Source organism: Paenibacillus montaniterrae (assembly GCF_018403185.1).
Taxonomy (GTDB): domain Bacteria; phylum Bacillota; class Bacilli; order Paenibacillales; family Paenibacillaceae; genus Pristimantibacillus; species Pristimantibacillus montaniterrae.
Genome location: NZ_BOSE01000003.1, coordinates 148,280 through 170,193, shown reverse-complemented (window position 1 = coordinate 170,193; position 21,914 = coordinate 148,280). Strand labels below are relative to the sequence as shown.

Annotated in this window: 21 protein-coding genes; 3 read left to right on the top strand and 18 right to left on the bottom strand. The window is 47.0% G+C overall.

Annotation, left to right across the window (positions count from 1 at the left end; genetic code table 11):
- Positions 1-105: 105 nt before the first annotated feature.
- The 3 genes from KJS52_RS09875 to KJS52_RS09865 are packed head-to-tail and all read right to left on the bottom strand — an operon-like array spanning position 106 to position 1,700.
- Positions 106-594, bottom strand: coding sequence for a MogA/MoaB family molybdenum cofactor biosynthesis protein (locus tag KJS52_RS09875; protein WP_213514601.1), 489 nt, complete (start codon positions 592-594; stop codon positions 106-108).
- A 29-nt stretch (positions 595-623) separates the two neighbouring features.
- Entirely contained in the window at positions 624-1,100 is a 477-nt protein-coding gene (gene moaC / locus KJS52_RS09870; RefSeq protein WP_213515141.1) for a cyclic pyranopterin monophosphate synthase MoaC, read from the bottom strand.
- 18 nt (positions 1,101-1,118) lie between these two features.
- A complete protein-coding gene (locus KJS52_RS09865; protein WP_213514600.1) occupies positions 1,119-1,700 on the bottom strand; it encodes a 5-formyltetrahydrofolate cyclo-ligase in 582 nt (193 codons plus the stop codon).
- A 140-nt stretch (positions 1,701-1,840) separates the two neighbouring features.
- On the opposite strand from KJS52_RS09865, the gene abc-f reads away from it, so the two are divergent.
- Positions 1,841-3,781 (top strand): ribosomal protection-like ABC-F family protein, encoded by a 1,941-nt coding sequence (gene abc-f / locus KJS52_RS09860; protein ID WP_213514599.1) that lies wholly within the window; start codon positions 1,841-1,843, stop codon positions 3,779-3,781.
- A gap of 188 nt (positions 3,782-3,969) precedes the next feature.
- Here abc-f and KJS52_RS09855 read toward each other — a convergent pair whose 3' ends face one another.
- The 11 genes from KJS52_RS09855 to yyaC all read right to left on the bottom strand — a co-directional run bounded on the left by KJS52_RS09855 (position 3,970) and on the right by yyaC (position 14,773).
- The gene (locus KJS52_RS09855) at positions 3,970-4,641 is read right to left on the bottom strand and encodes a response regulator transcription factor (protein WP_213514598.1); all 672 of its coding nucleotides are present in this window, start codon (positions 4,639-4,641) and stop codon (positions 3,970-3,972) included.
- A 588-nt stretch (positions 4,642-5,229) separates the two neighbouring features.
- Entirely contained in the window at positions 5,230-6,261 is a 1,032-nt protein-coding gene (gene tsaD / locus KJS52_RS09850) for a tRNA (adenosine(37)-N6)-threonylcarbamoyltransferase complex transferase subunit TsaD (protein WP_213514597.1), read from the bottom strand.
- The gene (gene rimI, locus KJS52_RS09845) at positions 6,254-6,745 is read right to left on the bottom strand and encodes a ribosomal protein S18-alanine N-acetyltransferase (protein ID WP_213514596.1); all 492 of its coding nucleotides are present in this window, start codon (positions 6,743-6,745) and stop codon (positions 6,254-6,256) included. The genes tsaD and rimI overlap by 8 nt, the downstream gene beginning before the upstream one ends.
- A gap of 2 nt (positions 6,746-6,747) precedes the next feature.
- Positions 6,748-7,530, bottom strand: a complete 783-nt coding sequence (gene tsaB, locus KJS52_RS09840) for a tRNA (adenosine(37)-N6)-threonylcarbamoyltransferase complex dimerization subunit type 1 TsaB (protein ID WP_213514595.1) — start codon at positions 7,528-7,530, stop codon at positions 6,748-6,750.
- Positions 7,527-8,009, bottom strand: coding sequence for a tRNA (adenosine(37)-N6)-threonylcarbamoyltransferase complex ATPase subunit type 1 TsaE (gene tsaE, locus KJS52_RS09835; protein WP_213515139.1), 483 nt, complete (start codon positions 8,007-8,009; stop codon positions 7,527-7,529). The genes tsaB and tsaE overlap by 4 nt, the downstream gene beginning before the upstream one ends.
- 16 nt (positions 8,010-8,025) lie before the next feature.
- Complete coding sequence (thiL, locus tag KJS52_RS09830; RefSeq protein ID WP_246563388.1) at positions 8,026-9,132, bottom strand: thiamine-phosphate kinase; 1,107 nt, start codon at positions 9,130-9,132, stop codon at positions 8,026-8,028.
- A 112-nt stretch (positions 9,133-9,244) separates the two neighbouring features.
- A complete protein-coding gene (locus tag KJS52_RS09825; RefSeq protein WP_213514594.1) occupies positions 9,245-10,327 on the bottom strand; it encodes an HD-GYP domain-containing protein in 1,083 nt (360 codons plus the stop codon).
- A gap of 72 nt (positions 10,328-10,399) precedes the next feature.
- Positions 10,400-12,079: a histidine kinase N-terminal 7TM domain-containing diguanylate cyclase gene (locus tag KJS52_RS09820; protein ID WP_246563447.1), complete on the bottom strand. Its 1,680-nt coding sequence runs from the start codon at positions 12,077-12,079 to the stop codon at positions 10,400-10,402.
- Between the two features lie 106 nt (positions 12,080-12,185).
- Positions 12,186-13,382 carry a class I SAM-dependent methyltransferase gene (locus KJS52_RS09815; protein ID WP_213514592.1) on the bottom strand — a complete coding sequence of 399 codons (1,197 nt, stop codon included), beginning with the start codon at positions 13,380-13,382 and terminating at the stop codon, positions 12,186-12,188.
- Between the two features lie 31 nt (positions 13,383-13,413).
- Entirely contained in the window at positions 13,414-14,229 is an 816-nt protein-coding gene (locus KJS52_RS09810) for an alpha/beta fold hydrolase (RefSeq protein ID WP_213514591.1), read from the bottom strand.
- Positions 14,189-14,773, bottom strand: a complete 585-nt coding sequence (gene yyaC / locus KJS52_RS09805; RefSeq protein ID WP_213514590.1) for a spore protease YyaC — start codon at positions 14,771-14,773, stop codon at positions 14,189-14,191. The genes KJS52_RS09810 and yyaC overlap by 41 nt, the downstream gene beginning before the upstream one ends.
- A gap of 570 nt (positions 14,774-15,343) precedes the next feature.
- Between yyaC and KJS52_RS09800 the strand changes: the two genes are divergently transcribed.
- Positions 15,344-15,568, top strand: coding sequence for a DUF1128 domain-containing protein (locus KJS52_RS09800; RefSeq protein ID WP_373871355.1), 225 nt, complete (start codon positions 15,344-15,346; stop codon positions 15,566-15,568).
- 431 nt (positions 15,569-15,999) lie between these two features.
- On the opposite strand, the gene KJS52_RS09795 is transcribed toward KJS52_RS09800, so the two are convergent.
- The 4 genes from KJS52_RS09795 to KJS52_RS09780 all read right to left on the bottom strand — a co-directional run bounded on the left by KJS52_RS09795 (position 16,000) and on the right by KJS52_RS09780 (position 20,409).
- A complete protein-coding gene (locus tag KJS52_RS09795; RefSeq protein WP_213514588.1) occupies positions 16,000-16,437 on the bottom strand; it encodes a hypothetical protein in 438 nt (145 codons plus the stop codon).
- A gap of 150 nt (positions 16,438-16,587) precedes the next feature.
- Positions 16,588-18,168, bottom strand: a complete 1,581-nt coding sequence (locus KJS52_RS09790) for a UDP-glucose--hexose-1-phosphate uridylyltransferase (RefSeq protein ID WP_213514587.1) — start codon at positions 18,166-18,168, stop codon at positions 16,588-16,590.
- Between the two features lie 30 nt (positions 18,169-18,198).
- Positions 18,199-19,185, bottom strand: coding sequence for a UDP-glucose 4-epimerase GalE (galE, locus tag KJS52_RS09785; protein WP_213514586.1), 987 nt, complete (start codon positions 19,183-19,185; stop codon positions 18,199-18,201).
- A gap of 51 nt (positions 19,186-19,236) precedes the next feature.
- Positions 19,237-20,409 carry a galactokinase gene (locus KJS52_RS09780; RefSeq protein ID WP_213514585.1) on the bottom strand — a complete coding sequence of 391 codons (1,173 nt, stop codon included), beginning with the start codon at positions 20,407-20,409 and terminating at the stop codon, positions 19,237-19,239.
- Between the two features lie 228 nt (positions 20,410-20,637).
- Between KJS52_RS09780 and KJS52_RS09775 the strand changes: the two genes are divergently transcribed.
- Positions 20,638-21,573 carry an AraC family transcriptional regulator gene (locus KJS52_RS09775; protein WP_213514584.1) on the top strand — a complete coding sequence of 312 codons (936 nt, stop codon included), beginning with the start codon at positions 20,638-20,640 and terminating at the stop codon, positions 21,571-21,573.
- Positions 21,574-21,914: the final 341 nt, after the last annotated feature.

Below are 21,914 nucleotides of genomic sequence, written 5' to 3'. Positions count from 1 at the left end.
ACTAGCTACGTGAGCACCGCAGCTTTCGGTAGCCTGCCATATTCGATGTCGACTAAACTACAACGCCGAGCTTCGTAATCAACTTCGGACTTTTTAAACTTCCTCTCAATGTTCTGATTCGGCTCCTGACAAAATATTTAAAGCATGCGGCAACTGATCAATAATAGCAAGCAGGCTTTCTGATACGCCTTTTGGACTTCCAGGCAAATTAATGATTAGCGTATTTCCGCGAATTCCGCAAATTCCGCGAGACAGCATCGCTCTTCTTGTTCTATGTAGCGCGCCCATCCTCATCGCTTCGGCAATACCCGGCACCTGACGGTCAATAACCTTCATGGTCGCTTCAGGCGTTACATCTCTCGCTGCCAAGCCAGTTCCACCTGTCGTAATGACAAGATTCGCCTCGTAATATTCCGTCATTTCAATTAAAGCAGCCATAATTTCATCCTGCTCATCAGGCACGATTCGGTAATCGACAATTTGTCCCCCTAGCTCATCTTCAACAAGCTCGCGAACGACTTGTGCACTGACGTCTTCGCGCTCCCCACGCGCTCCTTTATCGCTGGCAGTTAGTATCGCTACTTTCCATTGCATCTCCATATCCTCCGTTCACTCTACTCTATCTATTGCTCACGACGATAATCTCCATGCACCCCACCCGTTTTCTCTACTAACGAGGTAGGACCAATCACCATATCCTTTTGTAAAGCCTTGCACATATCATAAATGGTTAGTGCTGCTGCAGATACAGCAGTCAGCGCCTCCATCTCCACGCCTGTCTTGCCTGTCGTCTTTACAGTCGCTTCAATATGCAGCTCATCTACTCCGTTGTCCGCAAACTGTATATTTACACCAGTCAAAGCAATTGGGTGACACATCGGAATCAGCTCGGAAGTGCGTTTGGCCGCCATAATGCCGGCAACCTGCGCAACCGCCAGTACATCGCCCTTGCCTATTTTCCCTTGCTTGATTTGCTGCAAGGTCGTAGGCAACATTTTTACCGAGGATGCTGCAGTTGCTTGACGCTTTGTTACATCCTTGTCCGATATATCGACCATTTTTGCTCTGCCTTGTTCATTAAAATGGGTAAATGTCACGATCCTCTACTTCCTTTCATTCTATGAAAAACGCTCAATTCCTTTATTTGAAACGACAAAATTCAAAATAATATCGTAACGGTCAACAGGAATGCAGTCGACCAGCTGCTGCTGGAAGGCAGCGCCAATCCAGCTTGTCGAAGCACCGATTTTCTCGTAATATCTATCATAGTAGCCACCGCCATATCCGAGACGATGACCATTATCGTTAAAAGCAAGTCCAGGCACGATCACTGCGTGCGGCACAGCATCCGTCGGCTCCAATATTTGCTGATCCGGCTCCATAATTCCATATGAGCCTCTACGAAGCTGCCCTTTATTGTATAATGGATAAAGCGTCATCGTAAGCTCTGCAACATTGCAGCGCGGCGCGAATACTTCGAGCTGCTGCTGCCAGCACCATTCGATGTAAGGCCATATGTCGAGCTCACTGCGAAATGGTATATATACCATAACAGAACGATAGCCTTTTTCCTTTGTCAGTGTAATTAGATGCTCGCAGGCCGCTTGCGATTGCGCGGTCCTTACAGAAGCTGGCAGGCCGTCTCGTATCGCTGTCAGCTGCTTGCGAAGCTGCATTTTTTCAAGCACAATATCATTCACTTGACTTCCACCTTAGTTTGCATCGATTGATATTAGTGTACCATTGTTTCACACGTTTCGCCAATCAAAAACATGCTTATGATACACGATATAGTATAATACAAGCATACACACCACAATATTTTGATGGAGGTTAAGGAATGCTGCTGCAGGTTTCCAATATTACAAAAAGCTACGGAGTCGATCCGATTCTTTCAAATATTAATCTACAAATTTTAGAGCGTGACAAAATCGGCCTTGTCGGCGTAAATGGTGCAGGAAAATCAACATTGCTGAAAATAATCGCTGGCGAGATCAGCTATGACAGCGGAGAAATTCATAAAGCGAAGGAAACGCGCATTGGCTATCTTGCGCAAAATAGCGGGCTGCAATCCGATCGTACCATTATAGAGGAAATGCTGCTCGTCTTTGCCGATCTGCTTGCAGTTGAACAAGAGCTGCGCGAGCTGGAACTGAAAATCGCTGATCCTGAGCTCCATAACGATGAGAAGCGCTACCAGGACATACTCGACCGCTACGCTAATCGCTCCGATTGGTACAAAAACAATGGCGGCTTTGAAATCAATACGCGGATAAACAGCGTCTTGCACGGCATGGGCTTTGGCGAGTTTGACCATCATACCCCCATCTCCTCGCTGAGTGGCGGACAAAAAACGAGACTTGCACTCGCTAAAATTTTGCTGCAGGCGCCTGACTTGCTTATGCTCGATGAGCCGACCAACCATCTTGACATCGACACGCTTACGTGGCTGGAAGGCTATTTGCGTGCCTATAGCGGTGCAATACTTGTCGTCTCGCATGACCGTTATTTTCTCGACGCCATGACGACGACCACGATTGAAATCGAGCGCCATCAAGCGAAAAAATATACAGGCAACTATAGTCGATACCTGGAGCTGAAGGCGGCCGAGTATGAAATCCAGCTAAAGCATTATGAGAAGCAGCAGGATGAAATAGCGCGCATGGAGCAATTTATTCAAAAAAATATAGTCCGCGCCTCTACAACCAAACGTGCGCAAAGCAGAAGAAAAGCGCTGGAAAAGATGGAGCGTATGGATCGTCCGCTTGGTGATTTGAAAAAAGCAAGCTTTTCATTTGAAATTGAGCGCATGAGCGGCAAGGAAGTGCTCCATATTCACAATCTTGCTGTACAATTTTCCGAAAGCTCATCTCCATTGTTCCAAAATGTTAGCCTGCACCTGCAGCGCGGCGAAATGGTTGCTCTCGTAGGCCCGAACGGCATCGGAAAATCAACACTGTTAAAGGCGATTGTTGGACAGCTTCAGCCAGCGGCAGGCACGATTGATTTTGGCTCGCATGTTAAGCTTGGCTACTATGATCAGGAGCACAATGTACTTAACCCAAGCAATACGGTGCTGGAGGAAGTTTGGAACGCTTATCCCCATATGGAGGAGGTACGTATCCGTACCGTGCTTGGCAATTTTCTGTTTAGCGGCGAGGATGTGCTGAAAAAGGTATCTGCGCTTAGCGGCGGCGAAAAAGCGCGCGTATCCTTGTCAAAGCTAATGCTGGCGCAAGCCAATCTTCTAATTCTCGATGAGCCTACCAACCATTTGGACTTGTTTAGCAGAGAGGTTTTAGAGGCGGCCTTAATCGATTACGAGGGTACAGTTTTATTTATTTCTCATGACCGCTACTTTTTGAATAAAATGGCTGAGCGAATTGTCGAACTAACTCCTGCAGGTGCCAACTATTTCCTGGGAAATTATGACGATATGCTGGAGAAAAAGCTCGAAATGGAAGAAGCGCGGCAGGAAGCTGCTCGTACGGCAGAAGCAGCCAAAAATAAACAGCTGCAAGAAGCGACAAACTCTCCCGTGCAATCCTATGAAGTCGAAAAACAGCAAAAACGCGCTGAACGCAACAAACAGCGCAAGCTGGAGGCAATTGAAGCAGAAATCGCTCAACTGGAAACGAGCATTGCTGAGTGGGAAGAAAAGCTGGCTGAACCCGCTGTCTTTAACGATTACATTCGTATCCAGGAAATACAAGCAGAAATTGCTCAGCTAAAGCAGTCGCTTGAAGCGAATTATGAACAGTGGGAGGAACTGATGAACTAGGGCGTGTCCGACAGAGGCCCCTTTCACGCCTTTTCTCCTCCTGCTTCGAAACGATAACCGTAATAATAGTAGCCGTTCGTTGTCCAGTGTACTTAAGCCTGGATAAAGGACGGCTGCTTTGCTTTGACAGCAGCTAACGCAAAGGGATCACGCTTCTCTCGCAAGAGACAAGGAGCTTGTGTGAGTCGCTACACGCTTTGCTGATTGTGCAAATCGTCATCCACCAAGTTGTGCATAAGCGCAAAGCGCATAAGCTGAATGCGCGAGCGAACGTTCAATTTGCTATACAGCTTCGTAATATGATACTCTATCGCGCGCTGACTTCGATTATGCAGCTGGGCAAGCTCTTTGTTCGAATAGCCGTTGACAATCCCTTGCAGCAGCTCAATATCCTCCTCATTAAGCTGCCATCTGCTAAAACGATCCTGATCATGCAATGCCCCTAGAAAGCTGGGCAATCTTAATTTGCTAAGCAAATCCGATGGCAAAAAAGAATGCCCTCTCATTAAATAAGTAATCGCTGTCTCCAGCTCCTCAACACTGCATTCCTTGGACAAGATGCCATTTACGCCCGCTTCCATCATCGCATTGTATTGATAATCCAGCTCATAGCCCGAGTACATCATAATTTTCAAATCCGGTTGGATGATGTTAAGTTCCCTTACCGTTTCTATTCCATCCATTGCTGGCATCATAAAATCACATAGTACAATATCAAAACGCTGGCAATGCAGCTTCTCGATCGCCTGCTTGCCAGACATCACATATGAAACGTGACAATTAAAGCAGCGTTCCAATATTGCTTTCGTACCGTACCCAACCGTTGGATGGTCATCTACGATAAGAATGCTGTTAATCAACAATGATCACCCCTTCAGCTTAATGAAGTTGAAAACATTATATAATTAAATGTTAATGGAATAAATAATATTAGTCCTCAAAAAAAATTGAGGATTAATTATCAACATAGTTATTCACAACCGTGAATAAATTGTTAGTCAATTCAGTCATTAATCGACATTAATGATTCGAGTCATACCAGCAATTTTCAATATCTTCATAAACAGCGCTAGTTATTCACAAAATTTATCCACATTATCCACAGATCACCCCCGGTTTAAATGAAAAACTTATCCCATTTTCTTTTTTCAGGCGAACAGCCAAAACTGTAGCGTTCGAGGGCATTTCAGCAATTATTCACATCACGTTGTGTATATGTGGATAAGTATATTCACACTAACAAAACTATCTAATTGCTGCTTTGATCCACACTGCATGTTCTCAACTTCACAGTGCTGTATTGGCGCTACTCAAAACGAATAGGCGCAGACTGCACAATAAAAGACGCCTTCATCCGCTGTTCAGCGGCTGTGAAGGCGCCCTATTGTTTGTGAGACAATATCCGAAAATACTTTATCTTGCCATACAGCACAGCCATACAGCACAAGCTACGCCAGCGTCTCAATTGACCATTTTTCCAGGGACAGTCCTGGATCAGCCTTCATATCAAGACCGGCAAATTGTCCATGCTTGAACTTGATGTATGCTGCTGCTCCAATCATTGCAGCATTATCTGTACACAGCTTGGGAGACGGCACGATCAATTGCAGCTTGTCCTTTTCGCAGGCTAGCGCAAGCGCTTGGCGCAAGCCGCGATTGGCCGCAACCCCACCACATAAAATTAGCTGCTCCACGCCATACTGCTTGGCAGCTCGCAGCGCTTTGGTCACCAATACATCGATAACCGATTGCTGAAAGCCTTTAGCCAGCGCTGCTTCATCAAGCTCCAGTCCCTTCATGCGGTGCTGGTTGATGACGGCGAGCACCGCTGATTTCAAGCCGCTAAAGCTGAAATCATAGCTATCCTGCTCCAGCCAGGCGCGCGGCAGCTCGATTTCCGCCGCTGCTTCATGCGCTAGTCGATCAATATGCGGCCCTCCAGGATACGGCAGCTTCAACGCTCTCGCTACCTTGTCGTAGGCTTCGCCAACCGCATCATCACGCGTTCGCCCGATAATTTGAAATACGCCTTCTTTCGGAAGCAGCACCAGCTCAGTATGTCCGCCAGATACCACTAGAGCAAGCGCAGGAAACCTCATTTCATGCTCCAGACGGCTGGCATAAATATGCCCGGCGATATGATGGGTTGCGATTAGCGGGATATTTAGCGCCAGCGCCAAGCCTTTGGCAGCAACATTGCCGACCAGCAAGGCGCCGACCAAGCCAGGCCCTTCGGTAACGGCAATCGCTGATAAATCGTTGGCTGTATAGCCTGATTGTGCAATTGCCGCTTCAATAATCCGCGTAATCGTCTCCACATGCTTGCGCGAGGCAATTTCAGGCACAACACCACCGAACCGCTCATGCACGTCAATTTGGCTGGAGACGATGTTGGAGCATATTTCCTTGCCGCTGCGTACAACAGCCGCGCTTGTCTCGTCACAGCTCGTCTCAATTGCCAGTATTAGCTCCTCACTCATCGCACTCGTCTCCCTTCTCTAACTGCGGCACATCCGCCCACATAATAATGGCATCCTCTTGATTATCCGAATAATAGCCTGGCCGGACTCCGGAATTAACGAAGCCGTAGCGCCGATACAAGCGCTGAGCGATTTCGTTGCTTGCACGGACCTCGAGCGTCATACGCACCGCCCCTAGAAAGCTTGCGGTTCGCTGCAGCTCAGCCATCAGCAGCTTGCCTAGCCCTTGGCCGCGATAAGGAGTCAAAATCGCGACGTTAGTAATATGGGCTTCGTCCACGATAATCCACATCCCTGCATAGCCGATTACTTCGCCTTCGTATTCCATCACCATATATTGAGCAAACATATTGTTGGTCAGTTCATTGCGAAACGCTTCCTCGGTCCAGGGCGTAGCAAAGGAATCCTGCTCTATTTTCATAATGCTGGGCAAATCGTCAAGTGTCATCTTGCGAAACACCAGCTTTTCTACAACTACGCCCATTCTTATCCCTCTTCCCGTTCCTTCGCGTTCTGCTTCACTTCCGCTTCGGTTAGCTGTGCATAGTTCGGTACAAGCTCATGCGGCTCGGTCGGCATAATTCGCTCCTCCAGCCATTGGCCCTGTCCAAGCTCAGCTAAAGCTCTGCCGCTCATTGCATGCGCTGCAGCCAGCACTGCAATGCCGTATTGTGCTGCTGTCTGCTCAAGAGAGCTGATCGCATCAGCATGCAGAGCGACATCGCCAAAAATAGCAATACAGGAAACGCCGCGCGCCTTCAGCTCTGCAAGCTGAACCTCCCAAAGCTGGCACCATTGCTCCATCAGCACGATATGATCCTGATGCAGGCGTCGGGATTGCGCGCTTGCAGCATTAATCTCGAATGCCGCTGTATAAACCTGTCCTCGCCGCGCATCCATGATTGGCAGTACGACAGCATGGTCAAGCTGCTGCTTTTCCACGAATACTCCGCTAAAAGCGAGTGCAGCCAGACTCGATACTCCGATCAATGGCTTCCTGCATGTCCACGCCAAAGTTTTGGCTGCCGTTACCGCAATCCGCACCCCGGTATACGAGCCCGGACCAATCCCTGCAATGATGCCGTCAAGCTCATTTACGTCAAGCTTGCTTGCTTTCAGCATCGTTTCAATATTGGTCATAATATGAATGGAATGATTGCGCTCCGATTCAGTTTGTACGGAGGCAAGCAGTTTATCGCCGCTCATAATAGCACCAGCCATCGTTGCCGTAGAGGTGTCAACCGCTAACAAAGTTGCTTGCTTGTTCATTTTTGTAAACTCCATTTCTTCAATTGTTGCAGCAGCTGCTCATAACGACTGCCTCGTGCCTGAAAATGAAAGCTGCGCCGTGCTTCATCAATCCATTCGATATAAATTGAGAGCTGCTCCTCCGGCATAATTTCCTCAATTAGCGAGGCCCATTCTACAATCGTCACGCCTTGACCATAGAAATAATCATCGAGCCCCAGCTCGTCCGCTTCCTCCAGCGACAAGCGATACACATCCATATGATAAAAAGGAAGCTGCTTGCCATCATATTCCTTAATAATTGTGAAGGTAGGGCTGCTGACGACCTCCTCGACGCCCAGCGCAGCTGCAAATGCCTTGCTGAACGTTGTTTTCCCGGCTCCGAGATCGCCATCAAGCGCAATGACTGCCCCCGGCCAGCTATGTGAACCCATATAAGCTGCAAGCTGCTCGGTTTGCTGCTGGGAAGCAATTGCGAGCTGCCACTTCGTCCATTCCATCTGTTTCACCACTTATCTATGTAAAATGATTATAGCCGCGCTTATAAATTCGCTCGCGCTGCTTGTGCGCCATTCTGCTATCCATTCGCTCCAGCCATACCTCGCCTTTCCCAGGCTCCACCTTGCCGATCGCATAAATTTGCATATGCCGCTGGGCAAACTGTTCCTTCACTTGCTCATAGCACTGCGGATCAATCGTGCCAAGCAATATATAGTCTTCCCCGCCATACAGCATCCAATCGAGCAGCGATTGCTTCGTGCAGCTTCCATATTGCGACAAGCCTTCACTAACTGGCAGCAGCTGCTCATCCAACACGAAAGCAACGCCAGACGCCTCGGCAATTTCCACAGCTTCGCTGGCAAGCCCGTCGCTAACATCATTTAATGCATGACAACCGCCCAAGCTGCGCAGCAGCCTGCCCTGATCAAGCTGCGGCTGCGGCATTTGATGCGCCTGCTTCAGCGACTGAACATGCTTGGCAGCAAGCTGCGGCTCGAATTCAGGATGAAGCAGCAGATGCAGCCCAGCAGCTGATCTGCCCGCAATGCCGGTTGTAACAATAAGATCGCCCGGCTTGGCTCCGCTTCTTCTTAGTGCTGTGCCGGCTTCCACCTGGCCGATTACCGTTATCGTCAGCACCAGACTGTGCGGCGAGGCGGTTGTATCTCCGCCTACTATCGCTACCTCATATTGATTTGCGCATTGGTAGATGCCGTGATAAATTTGCTTGATATGCTCTTCTGTGTAATGCCCGGGAACGCTGATTGCGATGAGCGCATGCAGCGCTATCCCGCCCATTGCGGCAATATCCGATAGATTGCTGGCAAGCGCTTTGTAGCCGATATGGTCAAGCTGCATCGTTTGCGTGTTAAAATGAATGTCTTCCACCATCGTGTCTACTGTATACAGCATTTCATACGAGCAGCCTTCATCTTGACGAACTGCTCCCGACACAATTGCTGCATCATCGCCAATCGCCAGCTTGACGCCTGTCGCTTCAAGCAATGACTTGGCTTGTCCTTCCTTCGTCCAATAGCTGATGCGAGAAAATTCATCCATTGCCTGCGGCTCCTTTACTCCGTTTCTGCTCAAGCCTACAGTACATTGTACCTTAATGTACATGATCTTTTAAAGCATCGGTGGCTTGCGACGCACCGATTTCGTAAAACAGGGATGTTCATACTGCCAGCATGCACTGACATTCTGAACACCCCTGCAACTTGAAGTATAATCATTATAATTCCTTTACAATCGTAATATGCAATTCATTTTTCAGATCAAACTGATACGGTGTTTTCGGAACTGAGCCATCGGCCTCGCGAACGACGCGCACAACAGGGCGGTGCAACGCCAGCTCGCTATTTTGCACAACAACAACGGTTTGCCCTGTATTCAGCAGCAGCATCGTGGCAATCGGATAGATCGAAATATGGCTGCAAAACAGCTTAATCAGCTCATGATCAAAATACGTTCCGCCAGCAGCAAACAAAAACTCAATTGCCTCGCTGGTGCGATAACGTTTACGGTACGGACGCGGCGAAATTAGAGCGTCATACATATCCGCCAGACCGACAATTTGCGCGTACAGATGAATATCATTGCCCATCAGCCCGCGCGGATAGCCGGAGCCGTTATAGCGTTCATGATGCTGCAGCGCACAGTGAGCGGAGACAAGCGAAATATCATGATATTTGCGCAAAATGTCGAAGCCTTCCTTCGGGTGCGTTTCCAGCAAAGCGCGCTCTTCCTTCGTTAGCTTCTCTGTCCGGTTTAATAATTTTTCTGGCATTTTAGTCATGCCTATATCGAACAGCAGCGCACCGATGCCCAGCTCCTCCAGCTGATAGCGATTCAAGCCCTTTGCCAAGCCGATAATTCCTGCCAAAACCGCAACATTGACAGAATGCTGGAACAAATAGGAATCAAGAGAATGGATACTGGACAGGTTCACAATAATATTTTCGCGTGATGATAGATCCGACATAATGCTGCCAAAAATATCTTTGAAGTTTTTACCGATATTGGGCGCGATAATTTTCCCTTTGCTCAAGTCATTCGACTTGAAAGCATTCATCGTCTCATAAACTTCACTGACAGCCGCACTGCGCGTAGCATCTGAAATAGGCTCCTCGGGCGTTATGCCCTCCGTCAGCGGGTCCTCAATAAACAAGTAATCAATCCCCATATTGCGCAAGCGCTGAATATAGCGAGCGGTCAGCTCCATCCCTGCGCCCAGCAGCACATTTCCATTCTCCTGAAAAATTGTTTTGGCAATGACATCACCTGGCTCTACCAGATCAATATGCATTTTTTTCATACGGTGTACCTGCTTTCTTTATGTTGCCTATCACCAGCTAAAGGTCGCCGCACCTGTTATGTGCAACGACCTTTAGCTGATTGCAGAACTGCGGTTGACAATTAAATTGCGGCCTTTATATTTGGCTTCATATAGTGCAGTATCCGCCAAATTCATCACTTCCTGAAGAAAAACTTTGGAATCTGTACATTTAAATTCTTGGTAATTGTCAACCGTCACAATGCCAACACTAATCGTTACAGAGATATGATCTTGAACATCCTCGATCCAAATCTGGTGGTTTTCAATTTCATTTTTTATTTCTTCTGCTTTTTGATGCGCCTCGGCAGCAGACAGCTCTGGCAAGTAAATAATAAATTCCTCGCCGCCATATCGAGCCAGTCGGTCCTTGCTGCTTAACATACTATTAACCTTGCGCGCAGTATGTACCAATACAATATCACCATTCAAGTGGCCATAGGCATCATTTATAAGCTTGAAGTAATCGAGATCAAAAATAATGATCGTAAATGGTCGCTTCTCAGCGATATGTTTATGAAGCTCTTGCTCTAAAAACTGCATAAGGTATCTTCGATTATAACATTGCGTAAGTGCATCTGTAATTGCAATAATTTCCAATTTTTTATTTGCTTCGTACAATTCCTCCTGCGTTTTAATAAGCTCATTATTGCGCTGTTGAAGCAGCGCGTTTTGCCGCTTCAAGCTATCGGCAAGATTATTGACCTCGGTCAAATCCTGCAGCGTGAACATGTAGCCCATCAGCTTCTCCTGCCTCCCTACTATTGGAAAAGACTGCACTAGCAGATGGCGAGGTTCAGGCTCATTGGTAAGCCATTGAAATTCAAGCTTAATAAGCGGCTCGTGCTCGCGCAGCTTAAGCTTGGCTTCGATGCTGCTCCAATCGTTATTAGGCAGCTGCTGCTTGACCTTCCCAAGATCAAACTTCTCACCGATATCGAACGGAAAAATATGATCGACCAGCTGATTCATCTCCACAATATGTCCATCGCGATCAAGCACCAGGATGCCGACTGATATCGTATTCATTACATCACGCTGCGCAATGCTGATCATATCCAGCACATTAATTCGGTGCACATTAATCGACATGTACAAGGCGGCTAAGAGCATCCCGATTGATAAAATCGGAACATATTGATTCAACCAATCGAGATATATAATGTTCATAATCAAATCAAAGCAGCCAAATAAAAAGACAATGCCAATGCCAATCAGAGCAAAGCGGCTTACATGACGCGCCATACTGTCCTGCTTGGACTGAAAATAATATTTGATTAACAGCATAACAGAGCCGGTGACATACATAAGCAGCAATGCAATAACAAAGCCAAAATACTGACCATATACAAACTGCTTTTCAGAAAGTGGATTGTCATTCAAGGTTAAAAACCAATTATTTGGGTTCCACAGGATGAATACGACAGCGGCTATTACTGGGAGAAGCAGCATTTTAAAGGATGTGCTTTTGAGAAAGGAGCTGCGATTAATAATATGGTATGTAAATACGAGAGCACCCGCCCCTAAGGCGGAGAGCGCCACATAAGAAAGCTTAATAAATAAAAATCGATACTCCATCGAATTAGCTGTTCCAGCAGCAAATTGCAACAGTGCCCAAAACATGAATGCCAGGTGTAGCGACGAGTATACACGATTCAAAATCGAAATCGTCTTTGAAAAGATCAAGAATAGTAATGTACCTAGCAGGACCAAAAAAATACTAAAGTCAATCATCATTGATAATCCCATGCTACCCACCCATTCATGTTTCTATCACTGTTAAATATAGCAAATCCACCAGAAAACTACAATTGGACAAATGTACATATCCAGTCGGTCATTAGCGGTTTGGCAGCCTGTCTGCAAGCAGCTTTTCCAAGGTTTGCTCAACGCCAAGCATACTTTTAAAACTGCTGTACTGCTGCCATTTTTGCTGATTGAATGTCAGCTTCTGCGGCTTCACCGCACGAATCATAATATTTTTCGGAGTATGCTCCGGGTCGATAAACTCCAGCATTTGCACCTGATAGCCGATCGTTTCAAGCAGCTGTGCTCTAATGCCATCAGTAGCAAGCGCCGAAAACCGTTCCTTCAGCAAACCATAATTCAAAATAGGCGCAAGCAGCTCGCTCTTTACTTGCGGGAACAGCTCATGCTGGCAGCAAGGAACTGACATAATAACCGAAGCGCCCCAGTTTACTGCTTTGCCAAGCGCTGCATCTGTTGCGGTATCGCAAGCATGCAAGGTTACGACCATATCGACCTCAGTCAGCTCATCAAACTCGGCGATATCGCCTACTGCAAAGTGCAAATGCTCGTATTCAAGCTTTCGGGCAAGCTCATTGCAAAATGCGATTACATCCTCCTTCAAATCAAGCCCGATAATGTCAAGCTGGCGCTGCTGCTCGATTGATAAATAGTGATACAAAGCAAAGGTTAAGTAGGATTTCCCGCAGCCAAAGTCTATAATTTTCAAGGTTTTGTCGCTAGGCAAATGCTCCAGTACATCCTCTACCATTTCAAGGAAACGATTAATTTGCTTGAATTTGTCCTGCTTTTTAGCGTGCACACGGCCTTCTGCTGTCATAATGCCAAGCTCCACTAAAAAAGCAACCGGTTTTCCTTCCTCCAGAACCCGTCTTTTCATCCGATTATGCGAGCGAGCAGCAGGCTGAGCTGCCGCTGCCGTCTGCTTGCGCTTAATTGTCAGCTGCCCTTTTTTGCCGGAAAGAATATGAAGCTGACTGTTTTGCTGCTTAATTTGGGTTTGCTTGTATTGCTGGGCAATTAATGCAACGAGCTTTTCAACCGTCTGGCTTGCACTTACATTTTCATGCAGCACTTTATTTACATAATATGATTCAAATTGGTAAACCAATCCATTTTTTAATTGTATCGGACGTACGATCACTTTTTGCGGTACTTCATTGCCCTTTGCTTTTGGCGAGCTTAACACTGCCTGATAAAGCGTGTCCTGTTCAACCGCTTCGGCAAGCTCCTGCCGCAGCTGGTTTTCACTGTCGCTATACTCTGTCATCCTGATTAAATCTCCTCTCGAAAGCTCGGTACTATTGCTTGCCAATGAACTGCTGCAATATAGCAGCCATCTGCTCCGGCTCCTCCAGCATTCCCATATGTCCAGCTTCCTCTATAGTCTGGCAATGTGTGGATGCCTGACGTCCGCTAAAGGTCGCCTCATTACTGATAACGCCGTCTTTGGCTCCCGCTACAAGCAGTACAGGAAGCGTTGCTTGTTCAATTACACTTAAGCGAGCCGGCCGCTCCTTCATGCCTCTGGCAAAGCCAATTGCTGCTTCAGCTGCTGTTTGATAGCCAATTTCAATGCCATAGCGCAGCAATTCGTCACGCTGCGGATGATCGGCAGCAATCAGCTTCGGAATAAGACCTTCGACAAAAGCGCGTACGCCTTGCTCCTCGATCGTTTGCACAGCTAGCTCACGATTTTTCTGACTCTGCTCGGAATCGGCTAGTGCGGTTGAGTGCAGCAGCCCGAATGATTGCAGCAATGCCGGCTTATGCTCTGCAAGCGCAAGCGTAATATAGCCACCTAAGGAATGTCCGAATACATGCGCCTGCTGTACTCCAGTTGCCTGAAGCCAGCCTGCAAGCCATGCTGCCTGCTCCTGCAGATTATAGACAGGCTTCGTATCGGCCGTAGATGCGCCGTGTCCAATTAAATCAGGAATAAGCAGGCGATACGAGCTTTCCAGCAAAGGAGCAAGCCTGCTAAAATAAGCCGAGCTTCCGCAATAACCGTGCAGCAGCACAACAACCGGCTTGTCTGAGACAGCATCCGAATCATAATAGGCCAGCTTTAGCTGCTCATTGATTAGATAGCTGGCGTTCGCTAATGTAAGGTTCATATAAAGCACTCTCCTTTTTCATTCCCCAAATTTTTGAAACTTGCTTGGCAAGCTCCTCGACAAGCTGCATAACTGTAAATAATGACGTAGATTGAATTTTCCAATAAGCCTTTGGCCCGACCGCGTTCACAACAGCCGCTATACTATAATCTCCAACAGGCGGCAGCTTTTTGCCGAGCGCGGCTCCTGGCTTAAGCGCGCCTGTCGTGCATATGAAGGTTCCAACCTGCTTCGCGCTGCCAAGGCAGGCATCAATCGCAACAACTAGCTTTGACTGCTGCTGCAGCTGCTTTACTGCATGCTCAACCCGATCTGCATCACAGGGATAGGCTAGCGTACCGATCACATTAGGAAACCCCATGCTTTGCAATTGGCTGCCCATTAATGGTCCGAAAGAATCTCCTGTAGATTGGTCAGTGCCTATACAAATAAAAACAATGTCTTCTGGCAGTGGACATTGCAAATAAATTTCTTTTAAAAAATAATGCAGCTCCCGTATGTTTGGCTCACTAACGAGGGGGTCGTGTAGTGTTCGCTCTAACATTATGTTATCTCCCTTTTTTTATAGGATGTTCAAAAAGCACAGCTTTGATGACGATGCTGTTTCGTTGTTGCGTATTCGACGACGAATATGTCACGCTACCGAAGGCTCCGGTGCTCACGTAGGTCTTATCTACGCTGCGCTCCTCGCCTTCTAGTATCGTGCCATCTTCTTGGTCCTGAAAGCCGAGCTTTTTGAACTCTAATTGAAATAGGATGTTCAAAATGTTGGACTTTGATTACGTTGTGTTGCGTTGTAGCTTAGTCGACGGCGAATCTTGGACGCTAGCGAAAATTCCGGTGCTCACGTAGCTTTTGCCTACGCTGCGCTCCTCATTTTCTACTAGCGTCCAAGCTTCTTGGTACTGAAAGCCGAGCTTTTTGAACTCTACTTGAAATAGGATGTTCAAAATGCTGGACGTTGATGGCGATGTGTTGCTTCGTAGTGTATTCGACTGCCTTTATGACAGGTTTATTGTATCTGATTTTCATATTCTCTTCAATTTGTTAGTTTAACCAGTGCAATTCGTGGTACAATGACGAGTAAAGTTATCCGAATGTTAGGAGCGATTTGATGGTGGATTTGGAGCAAGCTACTGTAGAAAATATGGTGTTTATGATTGAAGCGATTAAAGCCAAGCTGAAAATGGCTACTGCTGCTGCTATGCAGGCATCCAGCTTTAACCTGGACAACTACGAGGATATAAGAGATCTTTATGAGGTTGTGGCTTCCAAAGAAAATTTCAGTATTAGCGAGGTTGAAGCGCTTGTATCCGAGTTGGGCAAGCTGCGCAACTAGAAGCTACGGTTCCAAAGCAAAAACTGCGGGGATGGGTAACCACTCACCGCAGTTTTTTTGTTTAGATGATGTTTAAAATGTCCAACTTTGATGACGAGGCAGAGCGTTGTTGCTTTGTCGACGGCGAATCTTGGACGCTAGCGAAAACTCCGGTGCTCTCGTAGTAAGTGCCTACGCTGCGCTCCTCGTTTTCTACTAGCACCCCATCTTCTTGGTCCTGAACTCCGAACTTTTTAAACTTCCATTGAATGTTTGTTTAAAATGTCCAACTTTGATGACTAGGCAGAGCGTTGTTGCTTTGTCGACGGCGAATATGGTACGCTAGCGAAAACTGCGGGGATCTCGTAGCTTGTCCCGTAGCAGCGCTCCTTGTTTTCTACTAGCATCCCATTTTCTTGGTCCTGATAGCCAATTATTTTGAACACGTATGGCTAGCCTTTATTGGTATTATTGTCGCTTTCATTGGCTACTATGGACAGCTTGATATCTACATTTTTCGCTTCGCCCTTTAAGAAGTACGCGATTCTTTCCAACTTTTCAGCCAGTTCAGCGCCAGAAATGGTCGCGTTCAAGCTGAAGTTGAAATGATCATTAGGCGTGCTTGCCGCTTCAGTATATGTTCTCCATACGCCATCTGCGCCTAGACGCTGCGATTCGGATTGCGGATAGAACTTGTCGGATTTATTGACGACTCTCTCATAAATCCGTAATTTTTTTAGAAGCATATAGTATTGCGCCGAATGCTTGAAATTCCAAGCTTCTCTTATATCTTTCAACGTATAAGTCATTTTCCAGCGCTTTAGCTTTTCTACCTGTTCATCAGAATCCAGCTTCAAGAATTCTTCCAACGGGAGCATTTTTTCTGACATATTCAACCCTCCAACATTTGGCATTCATTATGCAATATAAGAAAATTTCATAATTACATAAAAAATACCACAATCCATATTATATTACAACAAAAAATTCCCATTTGTTTCTATCAAATGGGAATTTTTTAACAATTAATTTTTTCTATTTTATAGCATTTCCGTGAAGTCAAGCGACTTTATGAAGCGTTTGAACGCCTCTAGCCCCTCTACGTCGCGTTTATATACGCCAGCATCCTGCAAAACAGCTAGAAACTTCGCGCCTGTTTGCTCCTTAACAAGCTGCTCCGCTGCCTCGCTGGACAAGCTGATGCCATACTGCTCGGCAAGCTCTGAAATCCAGGCCGCATGCTTGTTAAGCGGATGCTCGGAAGATTGGACTGCCGTTACTGCTGCTTGATCGCCACCGCTTAATAGTGCGGCAATTTCCGCCAGCTCCTCCTTTAACCGTCCAGGAAGCACAGCCAAGCCCATCACTTCAATTAAACCAATATTTTCTTTCTTAATATGATGCAGGTTCTGATGCGGATGGAAAATGCCATCTGGATGCTCTTCACTTGTGCGATTGTTCCGCAACACGAGATCCAGCTCAAATTCACCGCCAGACAGCAAGCGAGCAATCGGAGTAATCGTATTATGCGGCACCTTGCTTCCATCAGCTTGCTTGGTAAAGGCATAAATCTGTGCTGATGGATCGCTGTATTCTCTCCATTGATCAAGAATATACGCTGCCAGCTGTTTAACTTCATCCTTCGATTGACCCTGCAGTCTAATGACGGACATTGGCCATTTGACGATGCCCAGCTTGACGCCAGGATAGCTCGCAGAGCTGAAGCTCATTTCGATCGGTGATGTTTCCATCGGGAATACATGTTTGCCCGCCTGAAAGTGATCATGCGATAATATCGATCCGCCAACAATTGGCAGGTCCGCATTTGACCCGATAAAGTAATGCGGGAACTGCTCCACGAAATCAAGCAAGCGCGCCATCGAGCTATGCGTCACAGCCATCGGATCATGCTCGCCCTTCAATACGATGCTGTGCTCGTTGTAATATACATAAGGAGAATATTGCAGATGCCACTCTTCTCCTTGCAGCGTCAGCGGAATCGTGCGGTGGTTTTGTCGCGCAGGATGGTTGACGCGCCCTGCATAGCCTACGTTTTCTACGCATAGCAGACATTTCGGATATTTGGCAGGCGGCAATGTTTTAAGCAGCGCAATTTCCTTAGGATCCTTTTCCGGCTTGGACAAATTAACTGTAATTTGCAGCTCGCCATATTCGGTAGCATGCAGCCAGCTTGGATTTTTTGCGATTCGGTCCATGCGAATATAGTTACTGTCGATGCTCAGCTTATAGAACATCGTAGTAGCAGCCTCGATCCCGTGCTCCTCCGCCAGGCTGTAAAACTTGCGAATAAGCTCGGAAGGGCGCGGAACAAATACGCCCATTACTTTAGCGTCCAGCAAATCTCGATAGGTCAATGTATTTTCAGGGATAAGTCCAATGCTGTAGCCATAGTCCAGCAGCTGCTCCAGCGGTTCAACCGGAGACGCTAGCTGCTCCGCAGGCACCTCACCCTCATACGGCTCTTCAAAGTGAAACAGGTCAAGCAAGGCGTTGGTTGCATAATGCTGATCTGTCGCTTCAATCATCTTCTGCTGCAGGGCAAACTGCACCAGACGCGCGATTTGCAGCTGAGCGTCGGTAGCTGTCACTTGTGCGGTCATGCTCATACTCCTTCCTTCGTCCTGCTGTTCTTATTTGCTGTAGCCGTTCGGATGATTAGAATGCCAGTTCCATGCACTTGCAATAATTTCCTTCAAATTGCTGCGCTGTGGATCCCAGCCAAGCTCCTGACGAGCACGCTGCGATGATGCGATCAGAACAGCCGGGTCGCCTGGACGGCGCTGCTCGAATGCTACAGGAATTTCACGTCCTGTTACCTCGTGCGCAATGTCAATTACTTGCTTAACGGAGAAGCCAGTACTGCTGCCCAGGTTGTAAATGGCACTGTCTGAGCCTTTGCGCAGAGAATCCAAAGCGAGCACATGCGCATCAGCAAGATCGCTGACATGAATGTAATCGCGTATGCAAGTGCCATCCTCTGTTGCATAATCATCGCCAAATACAGAAATGTGAGGACGCTTGCCTAGTGCTGCTTCCAGCACAATCGGGATAAGATGGGTTTCCGGATCATGCGCCTCGCCGATTTTGCCGCTCGCATGCGCGCCTGCTGCATTAAAGTAGCGCAAGGAAATATATTTCACACCGTGCGCAGTGTCGAACCATTTCATCATTTTTTCCATCGCCAGCTTCGTTTCGCCATATGCACTAGTAGGCGATGTACGATCATACTCATCAATTGGCACGTTTTCAGGCTCGCCGTACGTAGCTGCCGTTGATGAGAAAACAATTTTATTTACTCCGTACTGATTCATTTTTTCAAGCAAGCAAAGTGTGCCGTATACATTGTTATGGTAATATTTGCCTGGCTCCTTCATGCTCTCGCCAACTAACGAATTGGCTGCAAAATGAATGACCGCATCAATATTATTTTCGCTGAACAGCTTATCCAGAGTTTCGCCATCGCGCAAGTCGCCAACATAAAGCTTGCCGCCTAATAGCGCCTCCTTATGACCTTGCTGCAAATTATCCAGCACAACAATTTCCTCGCCACGCTCCAGCAAAGCTGCTACCGTATGTGACCCAATATACCCTGCACCACCAGTTACTAATACTGCCATCTCAATCATCTCCTAAATGTTGTTTTAAAGCTTTTTGAATATCCTCTTAAGTTAAGCCAGCTGCTCGACTCCGTTGCCGATCGAGCATACATAGAAGTCTGCAACCAGACCTGTTTTTTCTGTATACTCCTTGCCTACCTGCTCCTTGAATTGCTCAACAGAATCCTCATGCACCAGTGACACCGTGCATCCGCCGAAGCCTGCTCCTGTCATGCGAGCGCCCAGCACGCCTGGCACCTTGCGCGCAGCATCAACCATTGCATCCAGCTCAGCGCCTGTTACTTCATATAGATCGCGCAAAGAATCATGCGAGCCATTCATCAACTGGCCAAATTGAGCCAGATCATTTGCTTTTAATGCTTCCATCGACTTCAGAACTCGATCGATTTCCTCTACAACATGCTGTGCCCGCTTCAGTACAACCTCATCCTTGATCAAATGCTTCGATGCATTGAATTGCTCAAGCGAAAGCTGTCCAAGCAGCGTAAGCTCAGGATGTGCAGCTTGCAGCTCCTTAACCGCTTGCTCGCATTGGCTGCGACGCTCATTATAAGCGGAGTCGACTAGTCCGCGACGTTTATTGGTATTGCCGATTACAAGCTTGTAGCTTCCAGATTCAAATGGTACAAGATCATATTCCAGCGTATCGCACATTAACAAAATCGCATGGTCCTTTTTGCCGTTTGCTACTGCAAACTGATCCATAATGCCGCATTGTACACCGTTGAACTCGTTTTCTGATTTTTGCGCCATTAGCGCGATTTTGACAGTGTCAATTGGCTGATTTTCCAACGTCAGCAAGGCAAATGCGGTTACGACTTCGATTGAAGCCGAAGATGACAGACCTGAGCCGTTAGGAATTTCACCATGATATAGCAAATCGTAGCCAGAGCTGAAAACAACTCCTTGCTGTAAAATTTCATTGACAATTCCTTTTGGATAGTTCATCCAGTCATCAGCTTTATCGTAAACAACCTTTTCAACGCTTAGTACGTTGGTTGTTGGGAAGTTTGTGGAAGCAAGACCTAGTCCTTTATCGTCACGCTTGCGAATAAGCAATGTTGTGCCGAAGGTTAACGCGGCAGGAAATACATAGCCGCCATTATAATCAGTATGCTCGCCAATCAGGTTGACGCGGCCTGGCGCATGAAATACATGAATGTCTTGCTCAGACTCTCCAAAACGTGCAACAAAGGTTTGCTTCAGCTCTTGAATATTTGCCATAAAAATATCCATCCTTTACATCAAATTTGATTTTGATCTTGCTTTCAGTATAGTCACAATCCTCATTTAACTGAATGGTGGTAAGTGAAATCTATATGGATTAATGTGACTTTGCTTTCCTATTGCAATCCGCTACAATGTGCATAGGAAGGTAACTCTTCAACGTACACATATGTACTGGACAAGTTTAATCAAGCATACCATGAATTATCGCAGGAGGTATCTACCATGTTTCGAACCTCGTTCCATCAGGATCATGAACAGCATGCATCTGTATCCCCGGAAGCCAAGCCCGAAACCTATCGTGTCGCTTCAAATCCGAGTATGGATGAAAGCGGCTTGACGGGACTGCATGTGCTGTTTGCAGGCGAAAGTCAAACAAGTCCGAATCATCGGCTCGGTCCTAAGGTATACAGCTTCTATCTGATGCACATCGTGCTTGAAGGCGAAGGTCGCTTTGTCACTGAACAGCAGCAATATGATTTAAAAGCAGGAGATACCTTTCTTATTCGACCAAATCAGCTTATTTCCTACGAATCGGCTGCCAGCAATCCGTGGCGCTATCGCTGGTTAGCCTTTACTGGCGAGATGGCAGATCAGCTCGTGCAATTGGCCGGCTTGAATCCAGCCAGTGAAGTCGTTGCGCTGCAGGATTACATGAAAACAGCCGATTATTACTACAATATTTTAGAGGCTTTTCGCGAGGGTCATGCCACTTCCTCTATCCAAGCCTCGGGCTGGCTGCAATTAATTATGTCTGAATACGGCAAACAGCAGCTGCCGGAAGCGTCACTGCTGCCTCATCATACTGGTGCTGAACAAAAGCTGCATAAACAAATGGTGCACTACTTGACTTCTCAGTATACACATCCCGTTAGCATCGAGCATATGGCTGAAGCCTTTGGCTATAACCGCGCCTATTTGTCGCGAGTATTCAAACAGCAGGTAGGCATGCCTCCAAGCACTTTCTTATTGAATTTGCGTCTCGACCATGCCCGCCATTTGCTGCGTGAACGACCAGAGCTTACGATTGAGCAAGTTGCGGCATCTGTCGGCATTCAGGATGCGCTCTATTTTTCCAAGCAGTTTCGGAAGGCGTATGGACAATCGCCAACCTCTTATCGCAAGCAGATTTTAGCGGATGTTCAAAAAGCAGAGCTTTGATGACGATGTTATGCGCTGTAGTGGATTCGACGGCGAATATGACACGCTACCGAAGGCTGCGGTGCTCACGTAGCTTTGCTCCTACGCTGCGCTCCTCGCCTTCTAGTATCGTGCCATCTTCTTGGTCCTGAAAGCTCTGCTTTTTGAACTTTTATTGAAGTGGATGTTCAAAACGCAGAGCTTTGATGACGATGCGGTTGCTTCGGAGTTTAATCGACGGCGAATATAGCATTCATCGGGAGCCTGCGGTGCTCACGTACCAAAACCGTACGCTGCGCTCCTCATTCCCTGGCTTCATGCTATCTTCTTGGTCCTGATATTTGAAAAGTTATTTCATGGAC